This window comes from Rufibacter latericius, from assembly GCF_003721515.1.
GTDB classification, from domain to species: domain Bacteria; phylum Bacteroidota; class Bacteroidia; order Cytophagales; family Hymenobacteraceae; genus Nibribacter; species Nibribacter latericius.
Map to the genome: position 1 here is coordinate 692,506 of NZ_RJJD01000001.1, position 22,304 is coordinate 714,809.

Annotated in this window: 16 protein-coding genes and 1 tRNA gene; 10 read left to right on the top strand and 7 right to left on the bottom strand. The window is 49.4% G+C overall.

Features of this window, described 5'->3' with window-relative positions; translation table 11 throughout:
* The first annotated feature begins 222 nt into the window (after nt 1-222).
* The 7 genes from EFB08_RS02690 to EFB08_RS23310 all read left to right on the top strand — a co-directional run bounded on the left by EFB08_RS02690 (nt 223) and on the right by EFB08_RS23310 (nt 10,700).
* A complete protein-coding gene (locus EFB08_RS02690; protein WP_123125620.1) occupies nt 223-906 on the top strand; it encodes a C40 family peptidase in 684 nt (227 codons plus the stop codon).
* A gap of 263 nt (nt 907-1,169) precedes the next feature.
* The gene (locus EFB08_RS02695) at nt 1,170-4,406 is read left to right on the top strand and encodes a TonB-dependent receptor (RefSeq protein WP_227006184.1); all 3,237 of its coding nucleotides are present in this window, start codon (nt 1,170-1,172) and stop codon (nt 4,404-4,406) included.
* Nucleotides 4,407-4,993: 587 nt separating this feature from the next.
* Nucleotides 4,994-8,131, top strand: coding sequence for a TonB-dependent receptor (locus EFB08_RS02705; RefSeq protein WP_123125353.1), 3,138 nt, complete (start codon nt 4,994-4,996; stop codon nt 8,129-8,131).
* A 245-nt stretch (nt 8,132-8,376) separates the two neighbouring features.
* Nucleotides 8,377-8,450 (top strand) — tRNA-Ala (locus EFB08_RS02710).
* Nucleotides 8,451-8,621: 171 nt separating this feature from the next.
* A complete protein-coding gene (locus tag EFB08_RS02715; protein WP_123125354.1) occupies nt 8,622-9,764 on the top strand; it encodes a glycosyltransferase in 1,143 nt (380 codons plus the stop codon).
* A gap of 173 nt (nt 9,765-9,937) precedes the next feature.
* On the top strand, nt 9,938-10,234 hold the full coding sequence (locus EFB08_RS02720) for a hypothetical protein (protein ID WP_125077631.1): 297 nt from the start codon (nt 9,938-9,940) through the stop codon (nt 10,232-10,234).
* Between the two features lie 196 nt (nt 10,235-10,430).
* Nucleotides 10,431-10,700 (top strand): hypothetical protein, encoded by a 270-nt coding sequence (locus EFB08_RS23310; RefSeq protein ID WP_125077632.1) that lies wholly within the window; start codon nt 10,431-10,433, stop codon nt 10,698-10,700.
* 195 nt (nt 10,701-10,895) lie between these two features.
* On the opposite strand, the gene cysK is transcribed toward EFB08_RS23310, so the two are convergent.
* Nucleotides 10,896-11,810, bottom strand: a complete 915-nt coding sequence (gene cysK, locus EFB08_RS02730; protein WP_123125357.1) for a cysteine synthase A — start codon at nt 11,808-11,810, stop codon at nt 10,896-10,898.
* A 103-nt stretch (nt 11,811-11,913) separates the two neighbouring features.
* Nucleotides 11,914-12,747, bottom strand: coding sequence for a serine O-acetyltransferase (locus EFB08_RS02735; RefSeq protein ID WP_123125358.1), 834 nt, complete (start codon nt 12,745-12,747; stop codon nt 11,914-11,916).
* Between the two features lie 274 nt (nt 12,748-13,021).
* On the opposite strand from EFB08_RS02735, the gene EFB08_RS02740 reads away from it, so the two are divergent.
* Complete coding sequence (locus EFB08_RS02740; RefSeq protein WP_123125359.1) at nt 13,022-14,875, top strand: ABC transporter ATP-binding protein; 1,854 nt, start codon at nt 13,022-13,024, stop codon at nt 14,873-14,875.
* Between the two features lie 99 nt (nt 14,876-14,974).
* Here the strand turns inward: EFB08_RS02740 and EFB08_RS02745 are convergent, their stop codons facing one another.
* Both EFB08_RS02745 and EFB08_RS02750 read right to left on the bottom strand, forming a co-directional pair.
* Entirely contained in the window at nt 14,975-15,448 is a 474-nt protein-coding gene (locus EFB08_RS02745) for a hypothetical protein (RefSeq protein WP_123125360.1), read from the bottom strand.
* A gap of 64 nt (nt 15,449-15,512) precedes the next feature.
* On the bottom strand, nt 15,513-16,694 hold the full coding sequence (locus EFB08_RS02750) for an MFS transporter (RefSeq protein WP_123125621.1): 1,182 nt from the start codon (nt 16,692-16,694) through the stop codon (nt 15,513-15,515).
* Between the two features lie 156 nt (nt 16,695-16,850).
* Here EFB08_RS02750 and EFB08_RS02755 point away from each other — a divergent pair, with 156 nt between their 5' ends.
* Together EFB08_RS02755 and EFB08_RS02760 are read left to right on the top strand one after the other, a co-directional pair.
* A complete protein-coding gene (locus EFB08_RS02755) occupies nt 16,851-18,794 on the top strand; it encodes a peptidylprolyl isomerase (protein WP_123125361.1) in 1,944 nt (647 codons plus the stop codon).
* Nucleotides 18,795-18,899: 105 nt separating this feature from the next.
* Nucleotides 18,900-19,418: a hypothetical protein gene (locus EFB08_RS02760; RefSeq protein ID WP_165864779.1), complete on the top strand. Its 519-nt coding sequence runs from the start codon at nt 18,900-18,902 to the stop codon at nt 19,416-19,418.
* 84 nt (nt 19,419-19,502) lie between these two features.
* On the opposite strand, the gene rsmG is transcribed toward EFB08_RS02760, so the two are convergent.
* The 3 genes from rsmG to EFB08_RS02775 all read right to left on the bottom strand — a co-directional run bounded on the left by rsmG (nt 19,503) and on the right by EFB08_RS02775 (nt 22,226).
* Nucleotides 19,503-20,144 (bottom strand): 16S rRNA (guanine(527)-N(7))-methyltransferase RsmG, encoded by a 642-nt coding sequence (gene rsmG / locus EFB08_RS02765; RefSeq protein ID WP_123125363.1) that lies wholly within the window; start codon nt 20,142-20,144, stop codon nt 19,503-19,505.
* A 352-nt stretch (nt 20,145-20,496) separates the two neighbouring features.
* The gene (locus EFB08_RS02770; RefSeq protein ID WP_062542709.1) at nt 20,497-21,105 is read right to left on the bottom strand and encodes an RNA polymerase sigma factor; all 609 of its coding nucleotides are present in this window, start codon (nt 21,103-21,105) and stop codon (nt 20,497-20,499) included.
* Complete coding sequence (locus tag EFB08_RS02775) at nt 21,096-22,226, bottom strand: glycosyltransferase (protein WP_165864780.1); 1,131 nt, start codon at nt 22,224-22,226, stop codon at nt 21,096-21,098. Before EFB08_RS02775 ends, EFB08_RS02770 begins: the two co-directional genes overlap by 10 nt.
* Nucleotides 22,227-22,304 lie beyond the last annotated feature (78 nt).

Sequence of the window (22,304 nt, forward strand, 5' to 3'; positions counted from 1 at the left end):
CGAAAAAGCGAATAGAAGCACTTGAGGCTCAAAGGCATAGCTTACATGCATTTTTGGGTTGCAATTTTTTGGATACTGTCCTATCATTGCAACCGTTACCAGTAGGGGTATTCAGGAAGTAAGGTGTCTTTTGAGTACTTCTTAAAAGAGTAGGTTGGAACGAAGGGTTAGGCCGAAACTTATTTTAGAAAGTGGAATGCTTTAACTTTGAATGATATTGAGATGCGCAGACACAAGACAGCTTTAAAAAACGTAAAGACAACATCTTCCCTTTTCCTTTTAAGTCTGGCCATTTTCCTAGGCTCCTGCGGAAAGTCAACGCATTCTACCTTCAGTAAACCCAACGAGAAATACCGCTCTGCCCGCGAGATTGCGGAACTGAAAAAGCGGGAACGCATGGAGCGCCGCCGCTCCGGCTCCTCTGGCAAACCCCTCAAAGAAATCCGGATCTCCAGCAGAGGCAACAAATCGCCGCGTTCCATTCATATCTCCGGCTCAGGAAACAGAGCATTCCGCCGCGACATTGAGACCGTGATCTCCACCGCCCGTTCCTACACCGGTACCCCTTACCAACTGGGCGGCACCTCCCGCATTGGCATGGACTGCTCAGGCCTGCTGTGCACCTCTTTCCAGGCCATTGATGTCATGCTCCCACGTACCTCCTCAGAGCAAAGTCTGTTTGGTCCGCCTATCTCTACCCAGGAGTTACAGGCAGGTGACCTGGTTTTCTTCAGCTCCTCTAAAAGCGAGTACAACATTACGCACGTAGGCATGGTCACCGAGGTGAAGAACCAGGGTGAAGTCTGGTTTATCCACGCCTCCACCTCTTTGGGGGTAAAAGAAGACAACCTCTATTCTCCTTACTATCATAAAATCTTTGTAAAAGCCGTTCGGCCGGCCATCTAAAGTTATCCTTAGGTTAAATTATTCTTTTTTTCGGAAAGCGGCTCTTTAGGAAAATCGCTAGAAGAACTACGTATTTTTACTAAACCCTCAAAGAAGGAACGAATAGAATAATTGCTAATTAACAACTTCTAAAAACCGTTAGAAAACCCTTAACTCAAAGGGGCTAACTATATTATTTTCTTGCAGCTAAGTTTGAATCTGGTTGCAAAACAAAAGAATTAAGTCTCTATCTTTGCGCCGTCAATTCACTGACCGCCAATAAAATGTTTTCCTCCCATAGGAATTTTGCATTTTCTTCCCTTCTAAATTCTGTTGACATTCTTAATGTTAACTTAACAGTAGTCTCACCTACTTTTCTTTTTACCAATTCTATTTTTGCACAAAAAAAACCCTTTATGAAAAACCTGATTACCCGATTGATGCTCATCGTGGTGATGTGTTTGCCTATGCACCTTAGTTGGGGCCAGGGCGCAACCACTGCCTCAATGAACGGTGTAATTACTGACGCAACTGGAGCTGGCCTGGCCGGTGCAACCATTGTGGCGGTACACACACCTTCTAATACCCAGTATGCAGCCAGTGCTGACGCAAATGGTCGCTACAACTTACAAAACATGCGGGTTGGTGGTCCTTATACCCTTACCTCTACCTACGTAGGGTACCAAGATCAAAAAAGAGAGAACGTGTTCTTGTCTCTTGGTCAAAACCTGAAAGTAGATTTCAATTTGTCTCAGAGTGCCGTTGGCCTTAGCGAAGTACAGGTAGTGTCTGACCGTGGCGCAGTGATCAATGCTGACCGCACGGGTGCCTCAACAAGTGTTTCACGGGAGCAAATCCAAAATCTTCCTACCCTAAACCGTGGCTTATCTGATTTCACAAGACTAACCCCACAAGCCTCTTCTTCTGGCGGAGGAACTTCATTGGGCGGAGCTAACAACCGGTACAACAACATCACCATTGATGGTGCTGTTAACAATGACGTATTTGGTTTAGCCTCTAATGGTGCACCAGGCGGACAGGCTGGTACGCAACCTATCTCCTTAGATGCTATTGACCAGATCCAAATTGTACTTGCTCCTTATGATGTGAAGTTCGGTAACTTTACCGGTGGCGGTATCAATGCTGTTACCCGTTCTGGTACTAACAACCTTGAAGGTTCTATCTATGGCTTTGGACGTAACCAAAGCACTGTTGGTAATGACCCAACCACTGAAATCAAGACAGCAGACTTCAAGGATTATCAAACTGGCTTCAGAATTGGTGGTCCGGTTATCAAGGACAAGTTGTTCTTCTTCTTGAATGGTGAAATCACACGTCGGAGCGAGCCATTGATCAACGGTTTAGGAACTGCTGGATCTCGGGTGCCAACTGATAGTGTGCAACAGATGTACAACTTCCTTCAGACCCAATACGGTTATAATGCAGGTACTTTTGGCAATATTGATCGTAAAACGGAAAGCAATAAGTTATTTGCCCGTTTAGACTGGAATATAACAGACCGTCATCAATTAACGCTTCGTCATAACTTTGTAGACGCTTTTGATGATAACATCACCCGTAGTCTTTCTGCCTTCCGTTTTGGCAATAATGCTTACGTTTTCAATAGTGTTACCAACAGTACTGTTGCAGAGCTACGTAGCCGTTTCTCAGAAAATCTTTCTAACAGCTTAATTGTTGGTTATTCAAGAATTAGAGATAACCGTGATGTACTTGGTCAACTCTTCCCTCAGGTAAGAATCAACTATAGCAATGGCGGTACAGGTACAGTAGATGCTGGTACAGAAAGAAGTTCTATCTACAATGAGCTGGATCAGGATATCTTTGAATTCACTGACAACCTTACTATATTTAGTGGTCGCCATACCTTCACGGTAGGTACGCACAATGAATTCTTCCACTTCCGTAACCTGTTCATCAACAACGCAGCGGGTTATTACCAATTCCCAAGCTTCAAACGCTTTTTTGACCAAGGCTTACCAACAAGATTGCAAGCCACTTACTCAGCAGACACTAACAACCCACAACCGTCTGCAGAATTTGATGCAATGCAATTAGGTTTCTATGCGCAAGATGAGTTCTCTATCACAGATAACTTCAGATTGACAGCTGGTATTCGTTTAGACATTCCGGTAATGCCAGACACCCCGCTTCGGAACGAAAAGGTGGAGACTACTTTTGCCAACACTCAATACAGTGACTTACGGACAGATCAAACCCCAAGTGGCCAATTATTATGGGCTCCTAGAGTAGGCTTCAACTGGGATGTATTTGGTGACAAAACGTTTCAATTAAGAGGTGGTACTGGTATCTTTACAGGACGTGTTCCATTTGTTTGGTTGTCAAACCAATTCACCAACAATGGTATCACCTTTAATAACATTGACTCATCTAGACCAACTAGATTCGAGCCAAACCCTAACAACCAAGCCTCTGTAGCTGGTGCTTCCACTGCCTCTGAAATCAACCTTGTGACTTCAGATTTCAAAATCCCACAAACCTTCCGTACCAACTTAGCAGCTGATTACACTCTTCCTTTTGGTATAGTTGCAACCGTTGAAGGTATTTACTCCAAGACCCTGAATGATATTGTTTACAAGAACATAAACTTGGTAGCCCCATCTGGCAACTTAGAAGGAGCTGATAAAAGACCAATTTACCCTTCAGTTAGACAATTGAACACGGCTTTCACAAACGTAATTCTGCTTGACAATGCCAACAAAGGATATTCTTATAGCTTAACTGGTCAACTGCAGAAGAACTTTGATAATGGTTTGAACACTATGGTTGCTTACACCTACGGAAAGTCTAAAGACTTGAACAGCGGTTCTAGCAGCACTGCAGTATCAAACTGGCAGTTTAACCAGATAGCTTGGGATCCTAATAACCCAGAATTATCTTACTCCCGCTCAGATGTACGTCATCGCATTATTGCAACCGGTGGTTATACAGTGAAATACTTGGATCATTTCGGAACTTCAATCTCCCTGTTCTATGAAGGTCAGTCAGGATTACCTTTCACCTACCTGTACAGAAATGACTTGAACGGTGATGGTCAAAATGGTAACGACTTGATGTATGTACCAAGAGACAGAAGTGAGATGCCTAACATGAGTGAGCAGCAGTGGAATGATCTGAACTCTTACATTGAAGGAGATACCTATCTTAGCAAACGTAGAGGTCAATACACAGAGCGTAACGGTGCCCGTATGCCATGGACACACCAAGTAGATTTGCGTCTTGCACAAGACCTCTACTTCAACGCTGCTGGCAAGAGCAATACCCTGCAACTTACTTTTGATATTTTCAACGTTGGAAACTTGGTTAACAATGATTGGGGACGTCAGTATTCAATCACTAACAGCGCGGTAGAACTAGTTTCTGCAACCCGTAATGGAAGTGGTGCTTCTTACACGTTCAGCAAGCCTGCTGGAAAGGTATGGGGCGAAACCTTCTCATCAAGATGGCAAGGACAAGTTGGTCTGCGTTACATCTTCCAATAAGCAATCAACTTAACCTTATAAAAAAAGGCGAACCTATGGTTCGCCTTTTTTTATGCCCGTTTTTCTAAAAACCCCTCTAAAACAGAATAACCGAAAGTTGCCTTAACACTCGATTATTCCTGTGCACTGCCAGGGCACCAAAGTCCGGCACCCCTTTGGCCTTATCTTCGTTTCCCCGCCTCAGCGAGCCAGACAGAACCCTGCCTGGCTCGCTGAGTTTTTGCCCCGTTTTCTGGAAAGGGATCTTAAAACAAGAAGGCATTTCAATTTTAATAGCCTGCACAGATTACCTGTTCCCGGTTCGCTTTCCATCCCGAGTTCATCTACCCGAAATAAGTTTTAGGCAGATATCAACCTGTCTTGTTTGCCGCCGTAAAGGAAACCAGCTAACTCAATGATTATCTATCAGTTAGTATTTAAAATATTCTATATAAGCGGCACCTCCATCCGGCAGTCCTTGCTGGTCGCCTCCCAGGTTACAGACGGAGGAGTACTTCTGACTTAAGCGCTAGAGCTACCTCTTTTCAACTGCTACTCCCCTTTTCGCTTTTGAGTTCCTCAGCAGTATTGACCAAACAACCCCTTCTATGAAAAAATTATCTACTCTCCTACTCCTCATCCTTCTTCTGTGTCTTTCTACCTCTCTCAGTTGGGGTCAGGGTGCTACAACAGCCTCCATGACGGGTGAGATCACGGATGCCGGAGGTGTAGGGTTGCCCGGGGCCACTATTGTGGCCGTGCATACGCCTTCTAATACCCAATATGCCGCGAGCGCCAATGAAAACGGCCGGTTTAACCTACAGAACATGCGCGTGGGAGGTCCTTACACCATTACGGCCACTTACATTGGCTACCAGGACCAGCGCCGCGAAAACGTGTTCCTGTCCTTGGGGCAAACTCTTCGGTTAGACATAAACCTTGCCGCCAGTGCCGTAGGATTGAGTGAGGTGCAAGTGGTTTCTGAGCGGGGCGCGGTGATCAACGCAGACCGCACCGGAGCCGCCACTAACGTATCGAGGGAGCAGATTGAACGCCTCCCTACCCTCAACCGCTCGTTACAGGACTTCACCCGGCTTACGCCACAGGCTTCGGGTAACTCTTTGGGTGGAGCCAACAACCGGTACAACAACATCACCATTGACGGAGCCGTGAACAATGACGTGTTCGGGATTGGTAGCACGGGTACTCCGGGCGGTCAGGCCGGTACGCAGCCTATTTCTCTGGATGCCATTGACCAGATTCAGGTGGTGCTGGCCCCGTATGACGTTAAATTCGGGAACTTCACCGGGGGCGGAATCAATGCCGTAACCCGCTCGGGCACCAACAACTGGGAAGGCTCTGCCTACGCCTTTGGGAGGAACGAGAAAACAGTAGGCGAGGACCCTGTGACGGAGCAGGAAACCGCCGAGTTTAAGGATTACCAAACTGGTTTCAGGGTGGGTGGCCCGATTTTCAAGGACAAGTTGTTCTTCTTTCTGAACGGCGAGATTACCCGCCGCACCGAGCCCCTATTGTTTAACCTGGGAGATCCTGGCAACATTGTTCCCGCCGAGGATGTGCGGAGAATCGCCGATACGCTCCGCATCCGGTATGGGTATGATCCCGGCACCCTGGGCCCTATCAACCGCCTCACCGAGAGTAACAAGCTTTTTGGCCGACTGGACTGGAACATCACCGACCGGCACCAATTGACGTTGCGCCATAACTTCGTGGATGCCTTTGACGAAAACATCACCCGTACCAACACCACGTTCCGCTTCGGGGGGAATGCCTACCGGTTCAACAGTAAGACCAACAGCACCGTGGCCGAGCTTAGGAGCCGTTTTTCTGAAAGTCTCTCCAACAGCCTGATTGTGGGCTATTCCAGAATCAGGGAAGAACGGGATACGCCCGGCGGTCTATTTCCGCAGGTAACCATTCGGTTTGCCGGAAGCGGCAGCAATACCATCACGGCTGGTACTGAGCGCAGTTCGGCTTTCAATGAGCTGGACCAGGACATCTTTGAGTTCACCGACAACCTGACCATTTTCCGGGGTCGCCACACCATCACCCTGGGTACCCACAACGAGTTCTTCGATTTCCGGAACCTGTTCATCAACAACTACAACGGCTATTACCAGTTTAACAGTGCCGAGGATTTTTACGCCGGCCGGCCGTTCCAGATTGAGCAGACCTATTCGGCCAGCGCCAACAATCCAACCCCGGCCGCTGAGTTCAACGCCATGCAGTTAGGATTCTATGTCCAGGATGAAATGGATGTGCTGCCTAACTTGCGGGTAACGTTGGGGCTGCGCGTGGATGTCCCCATCATCCCTGATGAACCGGCCCGTAACCTGGGCGTGGAAACCGCTTTCGAGAACTATCCGGCGTACACTAACCTGAGAACTGACGTGACTCCAAGCGGACAGGTACTTTGGGCTCCCCGGCTTGGCTTCAACTGGGATGTGCGCGGCGACAAAACCATTCAGGTGCGCGGCGGTACCGGTATCTTCACGGGCAGGGTGCCGTTTGTGTGGCTCTCCAATCAGTTTGTGAACAACGGAATCACGTTCAACTCGCTGCAACTGCGCAACCAGACCGCGCCAAACCAATTCATCACCAACATAGACCAGATCAGGACCTTAGGAGCAGCCAGCAGTTCCACGGAGATCAACCTGATCACCGATGACTTTAAAATTCCGCAGACTTTCCGGACGAACCTGGCCGTGGACTTCACACTTCCCTTGGGCATCATCGCCACGTTGGAAGGGATCTATTCCAAAACCATGAACGACATCGTGTACCGAGACATCAACCTGTTAGACCCCACCGGTAACCTGACAGGACCTGACCAGCGGCCGCTCTATTCGTCGGGCCGGGTTTCCTCAGCGTTCACGAACGTGATTCTGCTGGATAACACCAACCGGGGCTATACCTATACCATCACCGGGCAGCTGCAGAAGAACTTCAACAACGGCATCAACACCATGGTGGCGTACACCTACGGAAGGTCAGAGGACGTGAACAGCGGCACCAGCAGCACGGCCCGCTCTAACTGGCAGTTCAACCAGGTGTACTGGAACCCCAATGACCCTGAGCTTTCTTTCTCCCGGTTTGACATCCGTCACCGCGTGATTGCCTCAGGGGGATACTCCATCAAGTGGCTGAACAACTTCGCAACATCGGTTTCATTGTTCTACGAAGGTCAATCGGGTTTGCCCTTCACGTACCTGTATGCGGGCGATGTGAACAATGACGGCAGCAACGCAAACGACCTGCTCTATGTGCCCCGTACCTTTGAGGAAAGCGGCCTGATTGACCTTACCTCTAGCGGCGTGGTCACTCGCACCGCGGCGCAACAATGGACCGACCTGAATGCCTACATTGAGAATGACGATTACCTGAAGAGCCGACGGGGCCAATACGCGGAAAGACATGGAGCCCGCACCCCCTGGACCCATCGCGTGGACTTACGATTGGCTCAGGACATATTCCATAATTTCGGAGGTAAAAACCACACCCTACAACTCACCTTTGACGTTTTCAACATAGGCAACCTGTTCAACGCCGATTGGGGCCGCAATTACTCCGTCAATAACTCGGCAGTGGAACTAGTCCGCTTCCAACGGCGGGACGAGAACAACCGTCCTTTGTTCACGTTCTCCAATCCTTCCACCTCCGTCTGGACCACCACTTTCTCTTCCAGATGGCAGGGACAAGCCGGAATACGCTACATTTTCCAGTAAGCATTTTAAGGGTACTTTTCAGAAAAGAGGGCGAAAACAGGTTTTCGCCCTCTTTTCTGAAAACAATTTTTACAAGAAAATCATCTACCTATTTTCCAAGGAAGTCAAATTAAATCAACTACTTATCCCAGAAAACCACCTTGGCTATCTGTTTTGGGAGAAAGGAGAAATGATGCAAGAAGCAGAAAAGCCGCAAAAAGATTTTGTAGTTACCAGAAAGGCTATTACTTTTGTAGCATCAAAACGGGGGATTAGCTCAGCTGGCTAGAGCGCTTGCATGGCATGCAAGAGGTCATCGGTTCGACTCCGATATTCTCCACTCGTTAAAACGGCACTTACTTCTCAGTAAGTGCCGTTTTTTTTGCCCAAAATTCAACTATCAACTGCTGGGGTGGTTTCCTTTTTTACCAAAGCGTTATCAAACAAAAATTGGGTTTTCCACTTATTCTAAGTAAATAAAGGTAAAACCAACTTGAGGTAAAACAGCGCTATGTTACTCACTGGCTACGCGGTATTGATCACTTTTGCGTGGGTTATTGTCAGCTTTTACTTACTGATTTATGGCCGTAGAGTGAAGTACCTGAAAAACATTTCACCAAATTCTGGTTTGCTTTTGCCACCGATTGCCATTATAGTGGCTGTGAAAGATGAGGAGGTGGAATTGGAGCAGGCGCTGTCCAGCATCTGCCAGGTTGATTACCCCAAAGCCAGCATCCTGGTCATCAACGATCGGTCTACAGACCGTACTCCGCAGATCCTGGAGAAAATGGTGCGGGAGAACCCGGCTATATCGGTGGTAACGGTGCAGGAGTTGCCACCAGGATGGCTGGGGAAAAACTATGCCTTGTACCAAGGATACCTGGCCACTTCTGAAGAATGGATGCTGTTCACCGATGCCGATGTGATGTATAACCGGCAAGCCTTGAAAAAAGCGATGCAGTACGTAGAAGCCAATCGCTTAGACCACCTGACGGCCATGCCCGAAATCACCTCTCCGTCAGGGTTGTTCAAAAGCGTGATGAGCACGTTTGCCATCATGCTGGAACTTCGGCAGAGGCCGTGGGATGTTCGCAACCCCAAGTCAAATGCTTCCATTGGCATTGGCGCTTTCAACCTGGTGAACCGAACCGCATACGAACAGGCCGGAACCCACCAGGCCTTCTCGCTTCGGCCAGATGATGACCTGAAACTGGGTGAGCGAATAAAGGCAGCGGGACTCCGGCAGGACGTAGTGTACGGCGAAAAGGAAATCTCCCTGAAATGGTATACCAGCCTCCATGAGTTTGTGCGGGGCCTGATGAAAAACACGTTTTCGGTTACAAACTACCACCTCCCCACGGCCGTGGGCATGGCCGTGGCTACGCTTCTGGTCTTTGTGCTTCCTCTCCCCCTGCTCCTGCTAACAGGACCTACGGAGCAGTTGTTGGCCTTGGCGCTGCTTGTCTCCCAGTTTCTTCTCATGCACTCTAAAAGCGGAATTCAGGGTAAAGGATGGCATGCCTTGATGATTCCGTTTGCCGGCGCGGTAATAGTCTATATCTTGATCGCATCGGCCGTTAAGACCATCCGACAGGGCGGCATCTATTGGCGCGACAGCTTCTACCCCCTGGAGGAACTCAAAAAGCAACGGTAAGGAAATAAGGTGTGGTTGATGCTGCCGGCAAAGGGGATTGAAGGATGGTTCTTTTTACCGCTGTTTTCGTCAAAAGAACCCGGAAACAGAGGATACGTAAAAAATGGCAGAAAAGGGACAGCAAGCGCCCCCTCCCCAAAATTCACCACTCAGGTTCTATTCAGCGAAAGACCATGGCCAAGAAAAAGAAAAAAGGCAAGAAGCACCAGACCTTTTACAAAGCCGTAAAGCCCTTTATTAAAGACAACCGGGTAGTGCTGGCGCTGCTGGGAGCAGTGGGTGCGGGCGTGGCTTTGGCATCGGCCTTGGGCCTAGACCGGGCCGGAAACCTGGTTGACGGCATTACGGCCGCAGTAAAACACTTGGCCCATCATACCCCTGCTCAGGAAAAGAAACCGAAGAAGCCTAAAAAGGACCGTCTGCCCAAACAAAAGGACCCTGACAAACCTATTGCCATAGAAGCTACTTAAGGACTACAACTTACCCCTCTTTTGTCTATTTCCATAGAAGGAAAGAGGTCACCTATAGTCCAACTTTCAGGATAAATTTTTCATCCGGAAGAACTTAAAGGCAAGTTAGGCGTAGGTTCTTACTGAGAGGTAAACCACATTTTATACCAGTATTTACCGAGACACCTAGATCTACTAATCTTTAAAAGCAACAGCAATGGGAAAGAACAAGAGCAAGAAAAACAAAGAGACCAAAGTCAAAAAGGATAAGTCATTACTCAGCGGAGTGAAATCCTTGACAAAAAATAAAAAGGTATTGTACTCTCTTTTAGGAGCAGCGGGTGCCGGGATAGCAATTGCTGCCTTAGGCAAAGACAGAAGACGCTCACTGACTGACACAGTAACCAGCTCAGTAAAGGGATTAGGCAGTAGCTTTTCGGGCTCCAAATCAGATATAACCTCTGGCAATTCCTCAAACCAAGGGTAACCTTCAGATAGGGACTGATAGCTGAACCCTATTTGCTTCACCCTACCCCAACTAAGAACTTTGAGAAGAGAATAAGCTTGATTTTCAAAAAGCCTTTTCCTCTTTTTGATTTAGGGCTTGTTTAAGCAAAAGACCCCAAAAACAAAGCCGCTCCTGTATCTTCAGGGGCGGCTTTGTTTTTGGGGCAAGCAGTTCTTAAACGAACAGGCCTTCTACTGATAGGTAACGTTCGCCGGTGTCATAGCAGAAGGTAAGAATACGGGCACCCGGCTCTACCTCGGCAATCTTCTGAGCTACGGCTGCCAGGGAACCTCCGGAGGAAACCCCAATAAAGATTCCTTCCTCTCTGGCGGCTCTGCGAGAATACTCAAAAGCGTCTTTGGGATCTACCTGAATCACCCCGTCCAGCACAGACATGTCCATGATCTTGGGGATGAAGCCGGCGCCAACGCCTTGGATAGGGTGCGGCCCAGGGGCACCGCCGCTCAACACGGGAGACAGGGTGGGTTCTACGGCAAATACCTTTAGGTTAGGGAATTTCTCTTTCAGAACTCTTCCTACGCCGGTGATGTGGCCGCCGGTTCCTACCCCGGTGATCAGGTAATCAAAACCTTCGGGGAAGTCGCGCAGAACCTCTTGGGCGGTGGTTTCTATGTGGATGCGGGTGTTGGCTTCGTTATCGAACTGCATAGGAATCCAGGCGTTCTCGTTCTGGGAGGCCAGCTCGTTGGCCCGCTCAATGGCGCCTTTCATGCCTTTCTCGCGCGGAGTCAGTTCCAGGTGGGCTCCGTAGGCGGCCATCAGGCGGCGGCGCTCAATGGACATAGACTCCGGCATCACCAAGGTTAATTCATAGCCTTTCACGGCGGCTACCATGGCCAGCCCCACGCCGGTATTGCCTGAGGTGGGCTCAATGATATGACTATGGGGTTTCAACAGACCACGTTGCTCAGCGTCTTCAATCATGGACAAAGCAATCCGGTCTTTGATGCTTCCGCCGGGGTTTGCCCGCTCCAGTTTCATCCAGACTTGGGCATCGGGGCCGTAAATTTTGTTGATGCGCACTGTTGGGGTATCCCCGATGGTCTGTAAGATGTTTTCTGCTTTCATGTCGTAAGGTTTACGTTAGAATGAGTACCAGCTTGGAGCAACTGACCTGCTGCGGCTTGGTACAAATGTAAAATTATTTAACTAATCCCATAACGGATTTAGATTAAATTGAGAAATCCAGGATATCCTCCGGAGCCTCGGACCGGCTGACCTTGATTTGGGCGCGGTGATAAAGGCGCGAATAGGCAGGTACGCTTTCGGTGAGCCATACGTTACCCCCAATGATGCTGTGCGCGCCAATGACCGTGTTGCCTCCCAGAATGGTAGCTCCGGCGTAGATAATAACGTTGTCTTCCAACGTGGGATGACGTTTGAGATCGGTCATGTATTTTGCTACGCTCAATGCGCCCAAGGTCACCCCCTGGTACAGTTTCACATTCTTCCCGATGACGGTGGTCTCGCCCACCACCAGGCCGGTACCGTGGTCAATGCAGAACGGAAAATCGATCTGGGCACCGGGGTGGATGTCTATGCCGGTTCGGCTGTGAGCGTACTCGGTTAGAATGCGCGGCAGCAACGGAACACCTTCTTTGTACAGCAGATTGGCGATCCGGTAAACGGCAATGCCATAGAACCCGGGGTAAGAACGCATCACTTCCTCAATGTGCCTGGCCGCAGGATCTTCCTGTAAAATGAAATGGGCATCGGCGATCAGCCGCTCGTGCAGGTGGGGCAATTGAGCCATGAAACGGTCTACCGTCTCGGCGGCAGAGAACGTCCCGATGTGCTGCACCCCTTCCAGCAACGATTCCAATTCCTGCTCCAGAAACGTAGCCTCCTGCTCCAGGGCCTCCACGTTTTTAAAAGGCTGTTCAGTCAGCGGCGGGAAGAGCATCTCCAGCAACCTGTTCAGAAACTGGCACAGAAGGTTGGTGGGTATCCTGAACTGGTTCTGCTGGTGCAGCGTCCAGAGCCGTTGTAAAAATAAGTCTTCCATAAAAGTACCCTACGGATTTATACTCCTGAAGGAAATAAAAACTATATCTGTTTCAAAGGCCACAAAGGTAAAACCACCTGGCGGCAGATAGGTTGTACCTTTGGTTACCTGAAGTATAGTGTTCCTGTTTCAAGGGTGTTTTCTGGAAAACAGGCCTAAAATTTTCAGTACCAAAAACACTATCCTTTTTCTCTTTACGAGAGAAGGACGTAATCATGCAGCACGTTTTCACAAAAACCGCGTAAGTAAAAGGCTTTTCAGTAAATCACCAGCTATGGCATTTTGGGATAATCTATTCGGTAAGAAAAAGAGACGGGAAGGGCAACCGCAATTGTCCGTGAAGGAACGGGTCAGTGCCCTGAAACACCTGCCGCCGTTCCTGAAAATGGTCTGGAAAACCAACCCGCGCATGGCGTTCATCAACGTGGTGCTTCGTTTGTGCCGGGCAGCCGTACCGCTGGCCATGCTGTACGTGGGTCAGCTCATTATTGACGAGGTGGTGCGCCTCACCCAAACCAACGACAAACTGCTGGGCAATCTGCTCACCTTGGTGGCGCTTGAATTTGGGTTAGCGGTTCTGTCTGATTTCCTTAACCGGGGCATTGCTTTAATAGATGGTTTACTGGGCGATTTGTTTGCAAACCAGTCATCGGTGAAACTCATGGAACACGCCGCCGAGCTGGACCTGGATCAGTTCGAAGACTCGGCCTTCTATGACAAACTGGAACGCGCCCGCCGCCAAACCCTGAGCCGCACCATCCTCATGAGCCAGGTGTTGGGCCAGATGCAGGACATCCTGACCATGATTTTCCTGGCCGCCGGACTTATCGCCTTCTACCCTTGGCTTCTATTGTTGCTACTGGTAGCTGTACTACCCGCTTTCCTGGGCGAGTCGCATTTCAACGAACGCAGCTACTCACTAGTCCACGGCTGGACTCCTGAGCGCCGCGAGTTGGATTACCTCCGGCAAACCGGCGCCAGCGATGACACCGCCAAAGAAGTAAAAATCTTCGGGCTGTCTGGTTTTCTGGTAGACCGCTTCCGCACGCTTTCGAATCAGTTTTACAAAGACAACGAAAAACTAGCCATCCGGAGGGCTGGTTGGGGCAGCGTCTTTGCTGCTTTAGGTAGTGCCGGGTACTACGGCGCCTACGTCTACCTGCTCATGCAAACCGTGCAAGGGCAGGTTTCCCTGGGGCAACTCACGTTTCTCTCCGGCTCGTTCATGCGCTTGCGCGGATTATTGGAATCAGTCCTCAACCGGTTCACCAGCGTAGCCGAGGGCGCCTTGTACCTCCAGGATTTCTTCGACTTCTTCGAGCTGCAACCCCGCATCCGGCGATTGGCTTCGGCCCCACCTTTTCCGCGGCCCATTAAGCACGGCTTCACCTTTGAGAACGTAGGTTTCCAGTACCGTAACTCAGAGAAATGGGCGCTCCGTCACCTCAACTTTACTCTGCACGCCGGCGAGAAACTGGCCCTGGTAGGCGAAAACGGCGCCGGAAAAACTACCATGGTCAAACTCCTCTCCCGCCTCTATGACCCCACCGAGGGACGAATTTTGTTGGACGGCATTGACCTGCGCGAGTATGACCCCGCTGATTTGCGACGTGAAATTGGAGTCATTTTCCAGGACTTCGTGCGGTTCCAGATGAGCGCGGGCACCAACATCGCCATTGGGCGGATTGAGGAGAAGGAAAACCAGCCGCGCATCCAAACCTCGGCACAGCAAAGCCTGGCAGATACCGTCATTGCCAAACTTCCCGAAGGCTATGACCAGGTTATCGGCCGGCGGTTCAACAAAGGCGTGGATTTATCTGGCGGTGAGTGGCAGAAAATAGCGTTGGGAAGAGCCTACATGCGCGACGCCCAACTCCTGATTCTGGACGAGCCTACCGCCGCCTTGGATGCCCGCGCCGAGCACGAAGTCTTCCAACGTTTCGCAGAGCTGACCCAAGGCAAAACCGCCGTCCTCATCTCCCACCGCTTCTCCACCGTCCGCATGGCCGACCGGATCCTTGTTATCGAGAACGGCCAATTTGTAGAGATGGGCTCCCACGAAGAACTCATCGCCAAAGGCACCCGCTATGCGGAGTTGTTCAGGTTGCAGGCTAAGGGATATCTGTAAAGGGAGAGTGGTAGATGGAGAGTTTTAGAACTTGCGCAATGATTCAACTTGACGGCGCAAAAGTTACTGCTAGGCTTTTCTAACCGTCTCCACAAGACATTATTTTTTTCTCTTTTTCAATTCAAATTCACCAATCACTTGGCTGAGTTTTTTTGAATCTTCTGATGTCATCATCTTGGTTTGTTCAGCAACACCAATCATATCAGTTACATATTCATATTCAATTCGGCCTTTGATTTTATCTCTTTGCAGTATCTTCTCCAGTTTGTTTTCTCTTTTGAAGTCTAAACCTGCCTCATTCAACTTTTTCCAAAAGAACTCTACAGTTAGCCCAGTTCCCTCCTGAAAATAGGTAAATACATCATTGATTTTATACTTCAAAGAAGCTAGACTTTTAAACTGTGGCTCAGGATTGAGTGTCCGTTCTTTCCATTCTTTATAGCAAGAAATGGTATGCTCTACATGATGTTTCTCCCAAAGTTCTGGAACATGATTCTTGAATGCTTCTATCGCAATATCAATTGCTTTTCCCAGCTTTTCTGCCTCCTCTGTATAGGCTCTTCTCTTTTTCATTTATAATTAACTTCCGCTATTAAAACAGAAACTGCTTCGTTTCTCAAAAACAACCCTGAAACGATTAAGCTTCTACCCTCTTCTGAAACTTGCCTAACATCACGAAAAGGAACGCTACAAAGCACAAGGCAGCAGCACCCCAGAACACGTAAGGAATAGCGCCAATCTCATTTCCGTAAATCCAGCCAGAGGCGAAGGCGCCAATGCCAATCCCAGCCTCCAGGGCGATGTACACAGTAGCCATAGCGCGGCCGCGACGTTCCGGGTGGCTCAGGTCGATGGCCCAAGCGTAGAGCGTGGGCGAGTTCATCCCCGTCCCGAAACCGTACAAAACCGCCGCTCCCAGGAACATGGCTTTGGTTTCTGCCAAGCCCAATACCATCATGGACAACGCCATCAAAAAGGTGGAAATACGCAGGACAGGAACCCGGCCGAAGCGGTCTGAGGCGCGGCCTGCCAGGAAACGCACGCCAATGGAAGAAACGGTGTAGAACGTAAAGAACAGTCCTTTGTTCTGGATGCCCAGGTGCTCGCTAAAATCTGGAGTCACGGTGAGCACCGCGCCGTAGCAGAACAGCGTGAGCAACATCACTATAAAGGTGGGCATCACCCGAGGTTCAAAAATTTCATCCCTCCGGATGCGCAGCAAGCCCAATTTAAATTTCTGCGGATTGGGGAGTGTTTCCTTCAGATTCACCAGCACCAGGATGGAAAGCAATGCCATGCCGGAGGAAGAATAGAAGAGTGCATTTAAAGAGAAATACCGGCTGAACTCTCCTCCAATAGCGGGGCCGGCAGCCAAACCCAAACTTCCGGCCAACCCGAAAATACCAATAGCAGCGCCTCTCCGCTCCAGCGGCACAATATCGGCGATGTAGGCCGCTTCGCCTGTGGGCGTGAAACCAGTGGAAAAGCCGTGGATGAGCCGTAGTAGCAGAAACGCGAAAACGGTGGTGAGCAGCGGGTACAACAGGCTACACAAGATGCAGACCGCAACCCCAAAGTACATGACCGGCAAGCGACCCACGGTGTCGGTAAGCTTTCCGCTGAATGGGCGCGAGAGCCCGGCCGTGAGGGTGAACAATCCGATGATGTAGCCTTTGTAATCAGCCCCTCCGAGGTGTGTCAGGAAGTTAGGCAGCTCCGGAATAATCATGTTGAAACTGGCCGAAAAGAGGAACGAGCTCAGGCACAGCATCCAGAAACGGAACGAGTAAGTGGTGTTGTTGGGGGCAGCGGAAATCATAACGGGCGCAAAGGTCTGCATTTTTAAACAATCCATTTTGCGTTTCTCCCCCAATTTCAGGAAAGCAGGGCAAAAACTGAAATACCGTTACGCCCGGTTTAACGCTTTGCCGAAGACTCAGGACAGTTTTGTATCTTCCGTGCTCAAGTGCTCTTTATGAAAAAACAACTCAGAAACGCCGCTGCCTTGCTTCTACTGGCCGTCGCCTGCCGACAACCTGCCCAGAACAGCGCCACCAATGGCGTAAATAAATTCAGCGATGCGACCCTACGCAAAATCTACACGCTTCAGGACGAACGTAAAACCCAGGACCTGTTGGCTTTTCTGGAACGGCCCGAGACTATGTACAGACGGGAAGCAGCTTTGGCCTTCGGATCAGTGCAGGACAGCACGGCAATTCCGGCGTTAATGCCTTTGCTGCAAGACCCTGAAGCGGAGGTCCGGAAAGCCACGGCGTATGCGTTAGGGCAAATCGGGAATGTAGCGGCGGAGCCGGCCTTGATGGAAGCCTACCAAAAAGAGCAGCATGTACCCACGCGAGCCGAGATCCTGGAAGCCTGGGGTAAATGTGCGACGCAAAATGGTTTGGACATGATCTCCAGGTACACGGCCCAAACCGAGATGCAGGCGGCGCAAGCCTGGGCCATTTACCGGGCCGGTCAGCGGAAACTCAACTACGCGGGCGCTCTTACCAAAGCCGCGGCGCTTCTAACCTCCACCCAGGAGGAAGCCCGATTAGGGGCTTCTCACTTTCTGGGCCGTACCGCCAAATTAGACCCCACCCCTGCTAAAGTGGAGTTGTTCAAGGTGGTGCAACAAGACCCAAGTGCGAACGTGCGCATGGCGGCGGCGCTTGCCCTTAGTAAAATGGCCGATACCGTGGGAATAGCTCAGGTAGTAAACGGAATCTTCCGGAAGGAACCCGATTATCGTGTGCGTATCAACGCCATGCGGGCTTTGCACCAGTTGCCGTACACCGCCGTGCAAGCCACTGCCTGGAATGCCCTGTCAGACAAACATCCGCACGTGGCCCTCAGCGCCGCTGAGTACCTGACTGCCAAAGCGCCAGCCACAGAATCTTCGCGTTTACTGGAAGCGGCAAACAAGCAAAAGGATTGGCGTGTGCGTGCGACTTTGTTTGGGGCCGCCCTGGCCTCAGCTCCGGTGGCGCAAAAGCAAACCGTGGGAAAACAAATTCAACAGCGGTTTGCCTCGGCGAAGAACCCATATGAAAAGGCGGCGCTGCTCACCGCTTTGAGCAAGGAGCAGACAAACTACGCCTTTATTGAACAGCAGACGTTTCAGGCTTCGCACCCAGCCATCAGCACTTCGGGGATAGAAGCCTTGGCAGCCATTAGGGGACAAAAGAACTTTGACGCCTCGGCGGCTCCTGTTTTCAATCAGATTTTCCAAAAAGCAGTCCAATCTGGCGATGTGGCCATGGTGGGCATCGCCGCGGGCGCCATCCGGAATCCTGACCTGAAGATGAAGGACGCCTACGCCGACCGTACTTTCCTGACCCAGGCCCGCGACAAACTCACCCTACCCCGCGACATTGAAACGTACCTGGAACTGCAGAAAACCCTGGATTACCTGGAAGGAAAGACATCGGCTCCTACGCCTGCCACTCCGTTCAGCCATCCTATCAACTGGGCTACGGTAAACAAGCTGCAGAAAAACCAAAAGGTTCGTCTGAAGACCTCCAAAGGCGAGATCGTTTTTGAACTGCTGGTGGAAGACGCGCCCGGCTCCGTGGCAAACTTTGTGGAGTTACTGGAGCAAGGATTTTACAACGGCAAAAACTACCACCGCGTGGTGCCCAACTTCGTGGCGCAGGGCGGCTGTCCGCGCGGCGACGGCTGGGGCTCCACCGACTACGCCATCCGCTCAGAGTTCGCTGATTTGAATTACCTGGAAGGCTACGTAGGAATGGCCAGCGCAGGCAAAGACACCGAAAGCTGCCAATGGTTCATCACCCACTCCCCCACCCCGCACCTGGACGGCAAGTACACCATCTTCGCCCGCGTAGTGAAGGGCATGGATGTGGTGCACCAATTGAACATTGGGGATAGGATTGAGAAGGTAGATTTGGTGAGGTAGTAGTCTGTTTCAAGTGTCAAGTAGCAAGACTTTGTCTCTTCTTTGTCATTCTGAAGGAATCTTGGGATAATTTAGAAAAGCAGATATACTACAACTCCAATTAGTTTGTCATCAAAAATGCCACTACCTTATTTAATAGATATAAATACTTCAAATAAGATAGCTAAAAAACTATCTTTCTTCACCTTGGGGACTGCAGTTATAGGCTCTTGCCTACTCTATTATATTGAACCTTTTATACTACTTACAACAAAGAGCTTACATGAAAACATAGTTTGGAATTACCTTTTCTGGTTCTTTTTTGCATTAGGTATCCTTGCTTTGATTCCAATGGGAATAAAACAAAATCTAAGTGGTTCCCTTTTTATCTATGATAATTACATCGAAGTCAGAGCTAAAGCCTACCATAATAAAATATCCTTCACCCATCTAAAAAGGATTTCATTTATTGTCCCAGCTTTTTTCTTAAAGCCCTATTTGATTGAATTCATGTATTCAGATTCTCAGTACTTACGGATTAGGCCCAAGTCAAAAGAAGAGTTTTATGAGATGATAGATCATCTTTATAGGGTAACCCCAGAAAAACTTGAAAAATATTTTAGCCCAATAGAGTCTGAAGGATAAATTAAAAATTCTAAAATCAGACAAATACAAGAGCCTTCCTTTTATACTTTACCCCTGTTTTCTGAAAAACAGCCCCAAAATGATTTACGCAGTCGGATGCAGCGGCACGTACACCACTTTCTTCGTCTCAAAGAACTCTTCCTGGAAATAGCTGCTCAAGTCAAACACCTCGTGTATCAATCCAGACTCCGCTAGTTCTTCAGTTAAGTCGCCGCCTTTGAGGTAGTACAGTCCTTGGTTGGGCACTGATTCCTTTTTGTAGCTGAACTGAATCCACTGGTAAAAGGTAGCCAATCTCGCTACGGCCCGGCTGACAATGAAGTCATACTTTTCATGCACCTGCTCAGCGCGGGTGTGGGTGGCTTTCACGTTGTGGAGGCGTAATTCCTGGGCAATCTCCTGCACCACATGAATCTTTTTGCCAATGGAGTCTACCAGGTGAAACTTCACCTCGGGGAACAGAATGGCCAAAGGCAAACCTGGTAAGCCGCCGCCGGTTCCTACGTCCATCACCGAAGTTCCTGCCGGAAACTGCACCACTTTGGCAATGCCTAAAGAATGCAGCAGATGGTTCACCATCAGATTATCCATGTCCTTGCGGGAAATCACGTTGATTTTGGAATTCCACTCGACATACAGCTCCGCAAGCCGCGCAAACTGCTGCTGTTGCTCTTGGGTGAGGCCGGGGAAGTAGTGAAGTAAGATATCGGTGGAGGTTGGGTTCATAGGCTCAAAGATACTAAACGGAGTTCTGATTCCTGAGTTTGTCAGAGTGCTGCAGCACTCGTGTTCTTTTTTAAGCTTGTTTTTATAAAAAGGGCTAAAAAGCGTCCATGTTGTACATGCCGCAAGTTTGAGCGCAGCGGTAACTTGTGGCTTTTCTTAACAGCCAGTTTGTAACTGGCGCCAGTTGAAAACTGGCAAAAAGGCACCCACAAGTTACCGCTGTGCTCAAACTTGCGGGATTTAACTTTTGTGTTTACAACCCACTTTCAGCAAAACAGCCTATAAACACAGAAAGCAGCCACATGGGCTGCTTTCTGCTAACATTTCAATTTAAAATCTTAAACGCTTGATCCTAGATCAGGTGCTTTTTGTTTTTCACCATGTCATAGAGCAACTCGCGGGCGCGGTGCAGTTGGGCCTTTACGGTTCCAAGCGGGGCGCTGAGTTCAGTGGCGATTTCCTCGTAAGAGAGTTCATCAAAATAACGAAGGGTAACCAGGCGCTGGTACTTATCGGGCAGTTTGCTCACGATGTACTGCATGATCTCAATCTTCTGGTTTTTAATGGCGCTCTCCTGCGGGTTCAGGTTGTTGTCTTTGAAATCAATGGTGATCTCGTCGCCGTTGTCGATCTTGATGGCTGAGTCAATGCTCATGGTCTTGATCTTGTTCTTCCGGATGAAGTCAATACAGTTGTTGGTGGCAATTCGGAACAGCCAGGTACTGAAGGCGTACTCCGGGTTGAATTTGTGCAGGTTGCGGAAGGCTTTCGCGAAAGCTTCAATGGTGAGGTCCTCCGCATCATCTGCGTTGCGCACCATCTTAAGAACCACGTGGTAAACCGGCTTTTTGTAGATCTGCATCAGCTCGGCGTAGGCCTTCTCATCTCCGTCTTCTACAGCTGACTGGATCAGTTTAAAATCGTGTTTCGCTTTCGCGGAGAATTGTTTATTTACTTCCATCTTACCTTTTTAGTCGTTAAAACAGAGATCCCGATCCCTATATAATTGAGGTAATACCCCAGTTCCAGTGCGGGTAACAGCCACCAGGCTAAGGGTTCTCTCAAGCGGCGCGCCACCGGCAAATAAGTACCGTAGAGTGCGGCATACCTCACCCCAATAATGAGGCCAACCCAAAGCAGTTGATACTGTAAACCTAAAAGAACAGGTGATATTACATAAAATAGCCCATTTGACAAGACAAAAAGTCCGAGTCTGAACTGATCCTTCTTCTGGTACTGCCGCCCTGCCGCCAAATGCCTTCGTTTCTGGCGCCACCAGTCGCGCCACCGGGTTTCCGGGGTGCTGCTTGTCTGGGCGCCTTGGTCAATGACAATCTGGACGGCAGAGTTCTTGGCAGCTTCCTGCACAAATAAATCATCGTCCCCTCCCAAGGACCTGATGTGGGAGGAAAAGCCTTTGTTTCGTAAGAACGTTGACTTGGTATACGCTAGATTCCTACCCACTCCCATGTACGCTTGCCCCTGCTTGGCAAACGACAGATACTGCATAGCAGTTAAGAAGGTTTCAAACCGGATCAAATGATTCAAAAATCCGTATATCTGCATATACGGAGAAACGCCTAATACGATGTCTTTTCCGTCTAAAAACCCGTTGGCCATTTGTTGCGCCCACTGGTTAGAGAGGGGCCGGCAGTCGGCATCGGTGAGCAGTAAGTGCTCATGCTGAGCAGCTTTTATCCCTAAGAAAAGCGCATATTTTTTAGGACTCATCAGGGGCGGAGTTTCCTCCACCCGCAGGAGCCGCACGTGCGGGTGCTCCATTTCATATTCCTTCACCAACACATGAGATCCGTCCCAGGAGCGATCGTCTATCACTATAATTTCTAACGCCTGCGGATACTGTTGTTGTATTAAAAGGGGCAGTAATTCCTGCAGATTCTCTACTTCATTGTGCGCTGCCACCAAAATAGACAAGGGCGGCAAGGCCGATGGATTGATTTCCTGCTGCTCTTTATGGAAGGCGAGCGGCAGGAAATAGTAGAATTCATACAACACCTGCACCAGCACACAGGCGATCAGGAGGTAGAACAGAGCGGAAGAAAGGTAAAATATAAAGTCCAAGGCGATGAAAACTGAATCCAAAAATAGCATAAATAGTTGGGAGAGGCATGCTTGCGGGGCGGCAGAACAAAAGGTTGT

Bases quoted from the DNA above. Each gene is read 5' to 3' on its own strand.
- EFB08_RS02690 (WP_123125620.1), top strand. From the start codon at position 223: ATGCGCAGACACAAGACAGCTTTAAAAAACGTAAAGACAACATCTTCC.
- EFB08_RS02735 (WP_123125358.1), bottom strand. From the start codon at position 12,747: ATGGAAGACTTATTTTTACAACGGCTCTGGACGCTGCACCAGCAGAAC.
- cysK (WP_123125357.1), bottom strand. From the start codon at position 11,810: ATGAAAGCAGAAAACATCTTACAGACCATCGGGGATACCCCAACAGTG.
- EFB08_RS23310 (WP_125077632.1), top strand. From the start codon at position 10,431: ATGGGAAAGAACAAGAGCAAGAAAAACAAAGAGACCAAAGTCAAAAAG.
- EFB08_RS02695 (WP_227006184.1), top strand. From the start codon at position 1,170: ATGTTTTCCTCCCATAGGAATTTTGCATTTTCTTCCCTTCTAAATTCT.
- EFB08_RS02740 (WP_123125359.1), top strand. From the start codon at position 13,022: ATGGCATTTTGGGATAATCTATTCGGTAAGAAAAAGAGACGGGAAGGG.
- EFB08_RS02705 (WP_123125353.1), top strand. From the start codon at position 4,994: ATGAAAAAATTATCTACTCTCCTACTCCTCATCCTTCTTCTGTGTCTT.
- EFB08_RS02770 (WP_062542709.1), bottom strand. From the start codon at position 21,105: ATGGAAGTAAATAAACAATTCTCCGCGAAAGCGAAACACGATTTTAAA.
- EFB08_RS02720 (WP_125077631.1), top strand. From the start codon at position 9,938: ATGGCCAAGAAAAAGAAAAAAGGCAAGAAGCACCAGACCTTTTACAAA.
- EFB08_RS02755 (WP_123125361.1), top strand. From the start codon at position 16,851: ATGAAAAAACAACTCAGAAACGCCGCTGCCTTGCTTCTACTGGCCGTC.
- EFB08_RS02750 (WP_123125621.1), bottom strand. From the start codon at position 16,694: ATGATTTCCGCTGCCCCCAACAACACCACTTACTCGTTCCGTTTCTGG.
- EFB08_RS02745 (WP_123125360.1), bottom strand. From the start codon at position 15,448: ATGAAAAAGAGAAGAGCCTATACAGAGGAGGCAGAAAAGCTGGGAAAA.
- EFB08_RS02715 (WP_123125354.1), top strand. From the start codon at position 8,622: ATGTTACTCACTGGCTACGCGGTATTGATCACTTTTGCGTGGGTTATT.
- rsmG (WP_123125363.1), bottom strand. From the start codon at position 20,144: ATGAACCCAACCTCCACCGATATCTTACTTCACTACTTCCCCGGCCTC.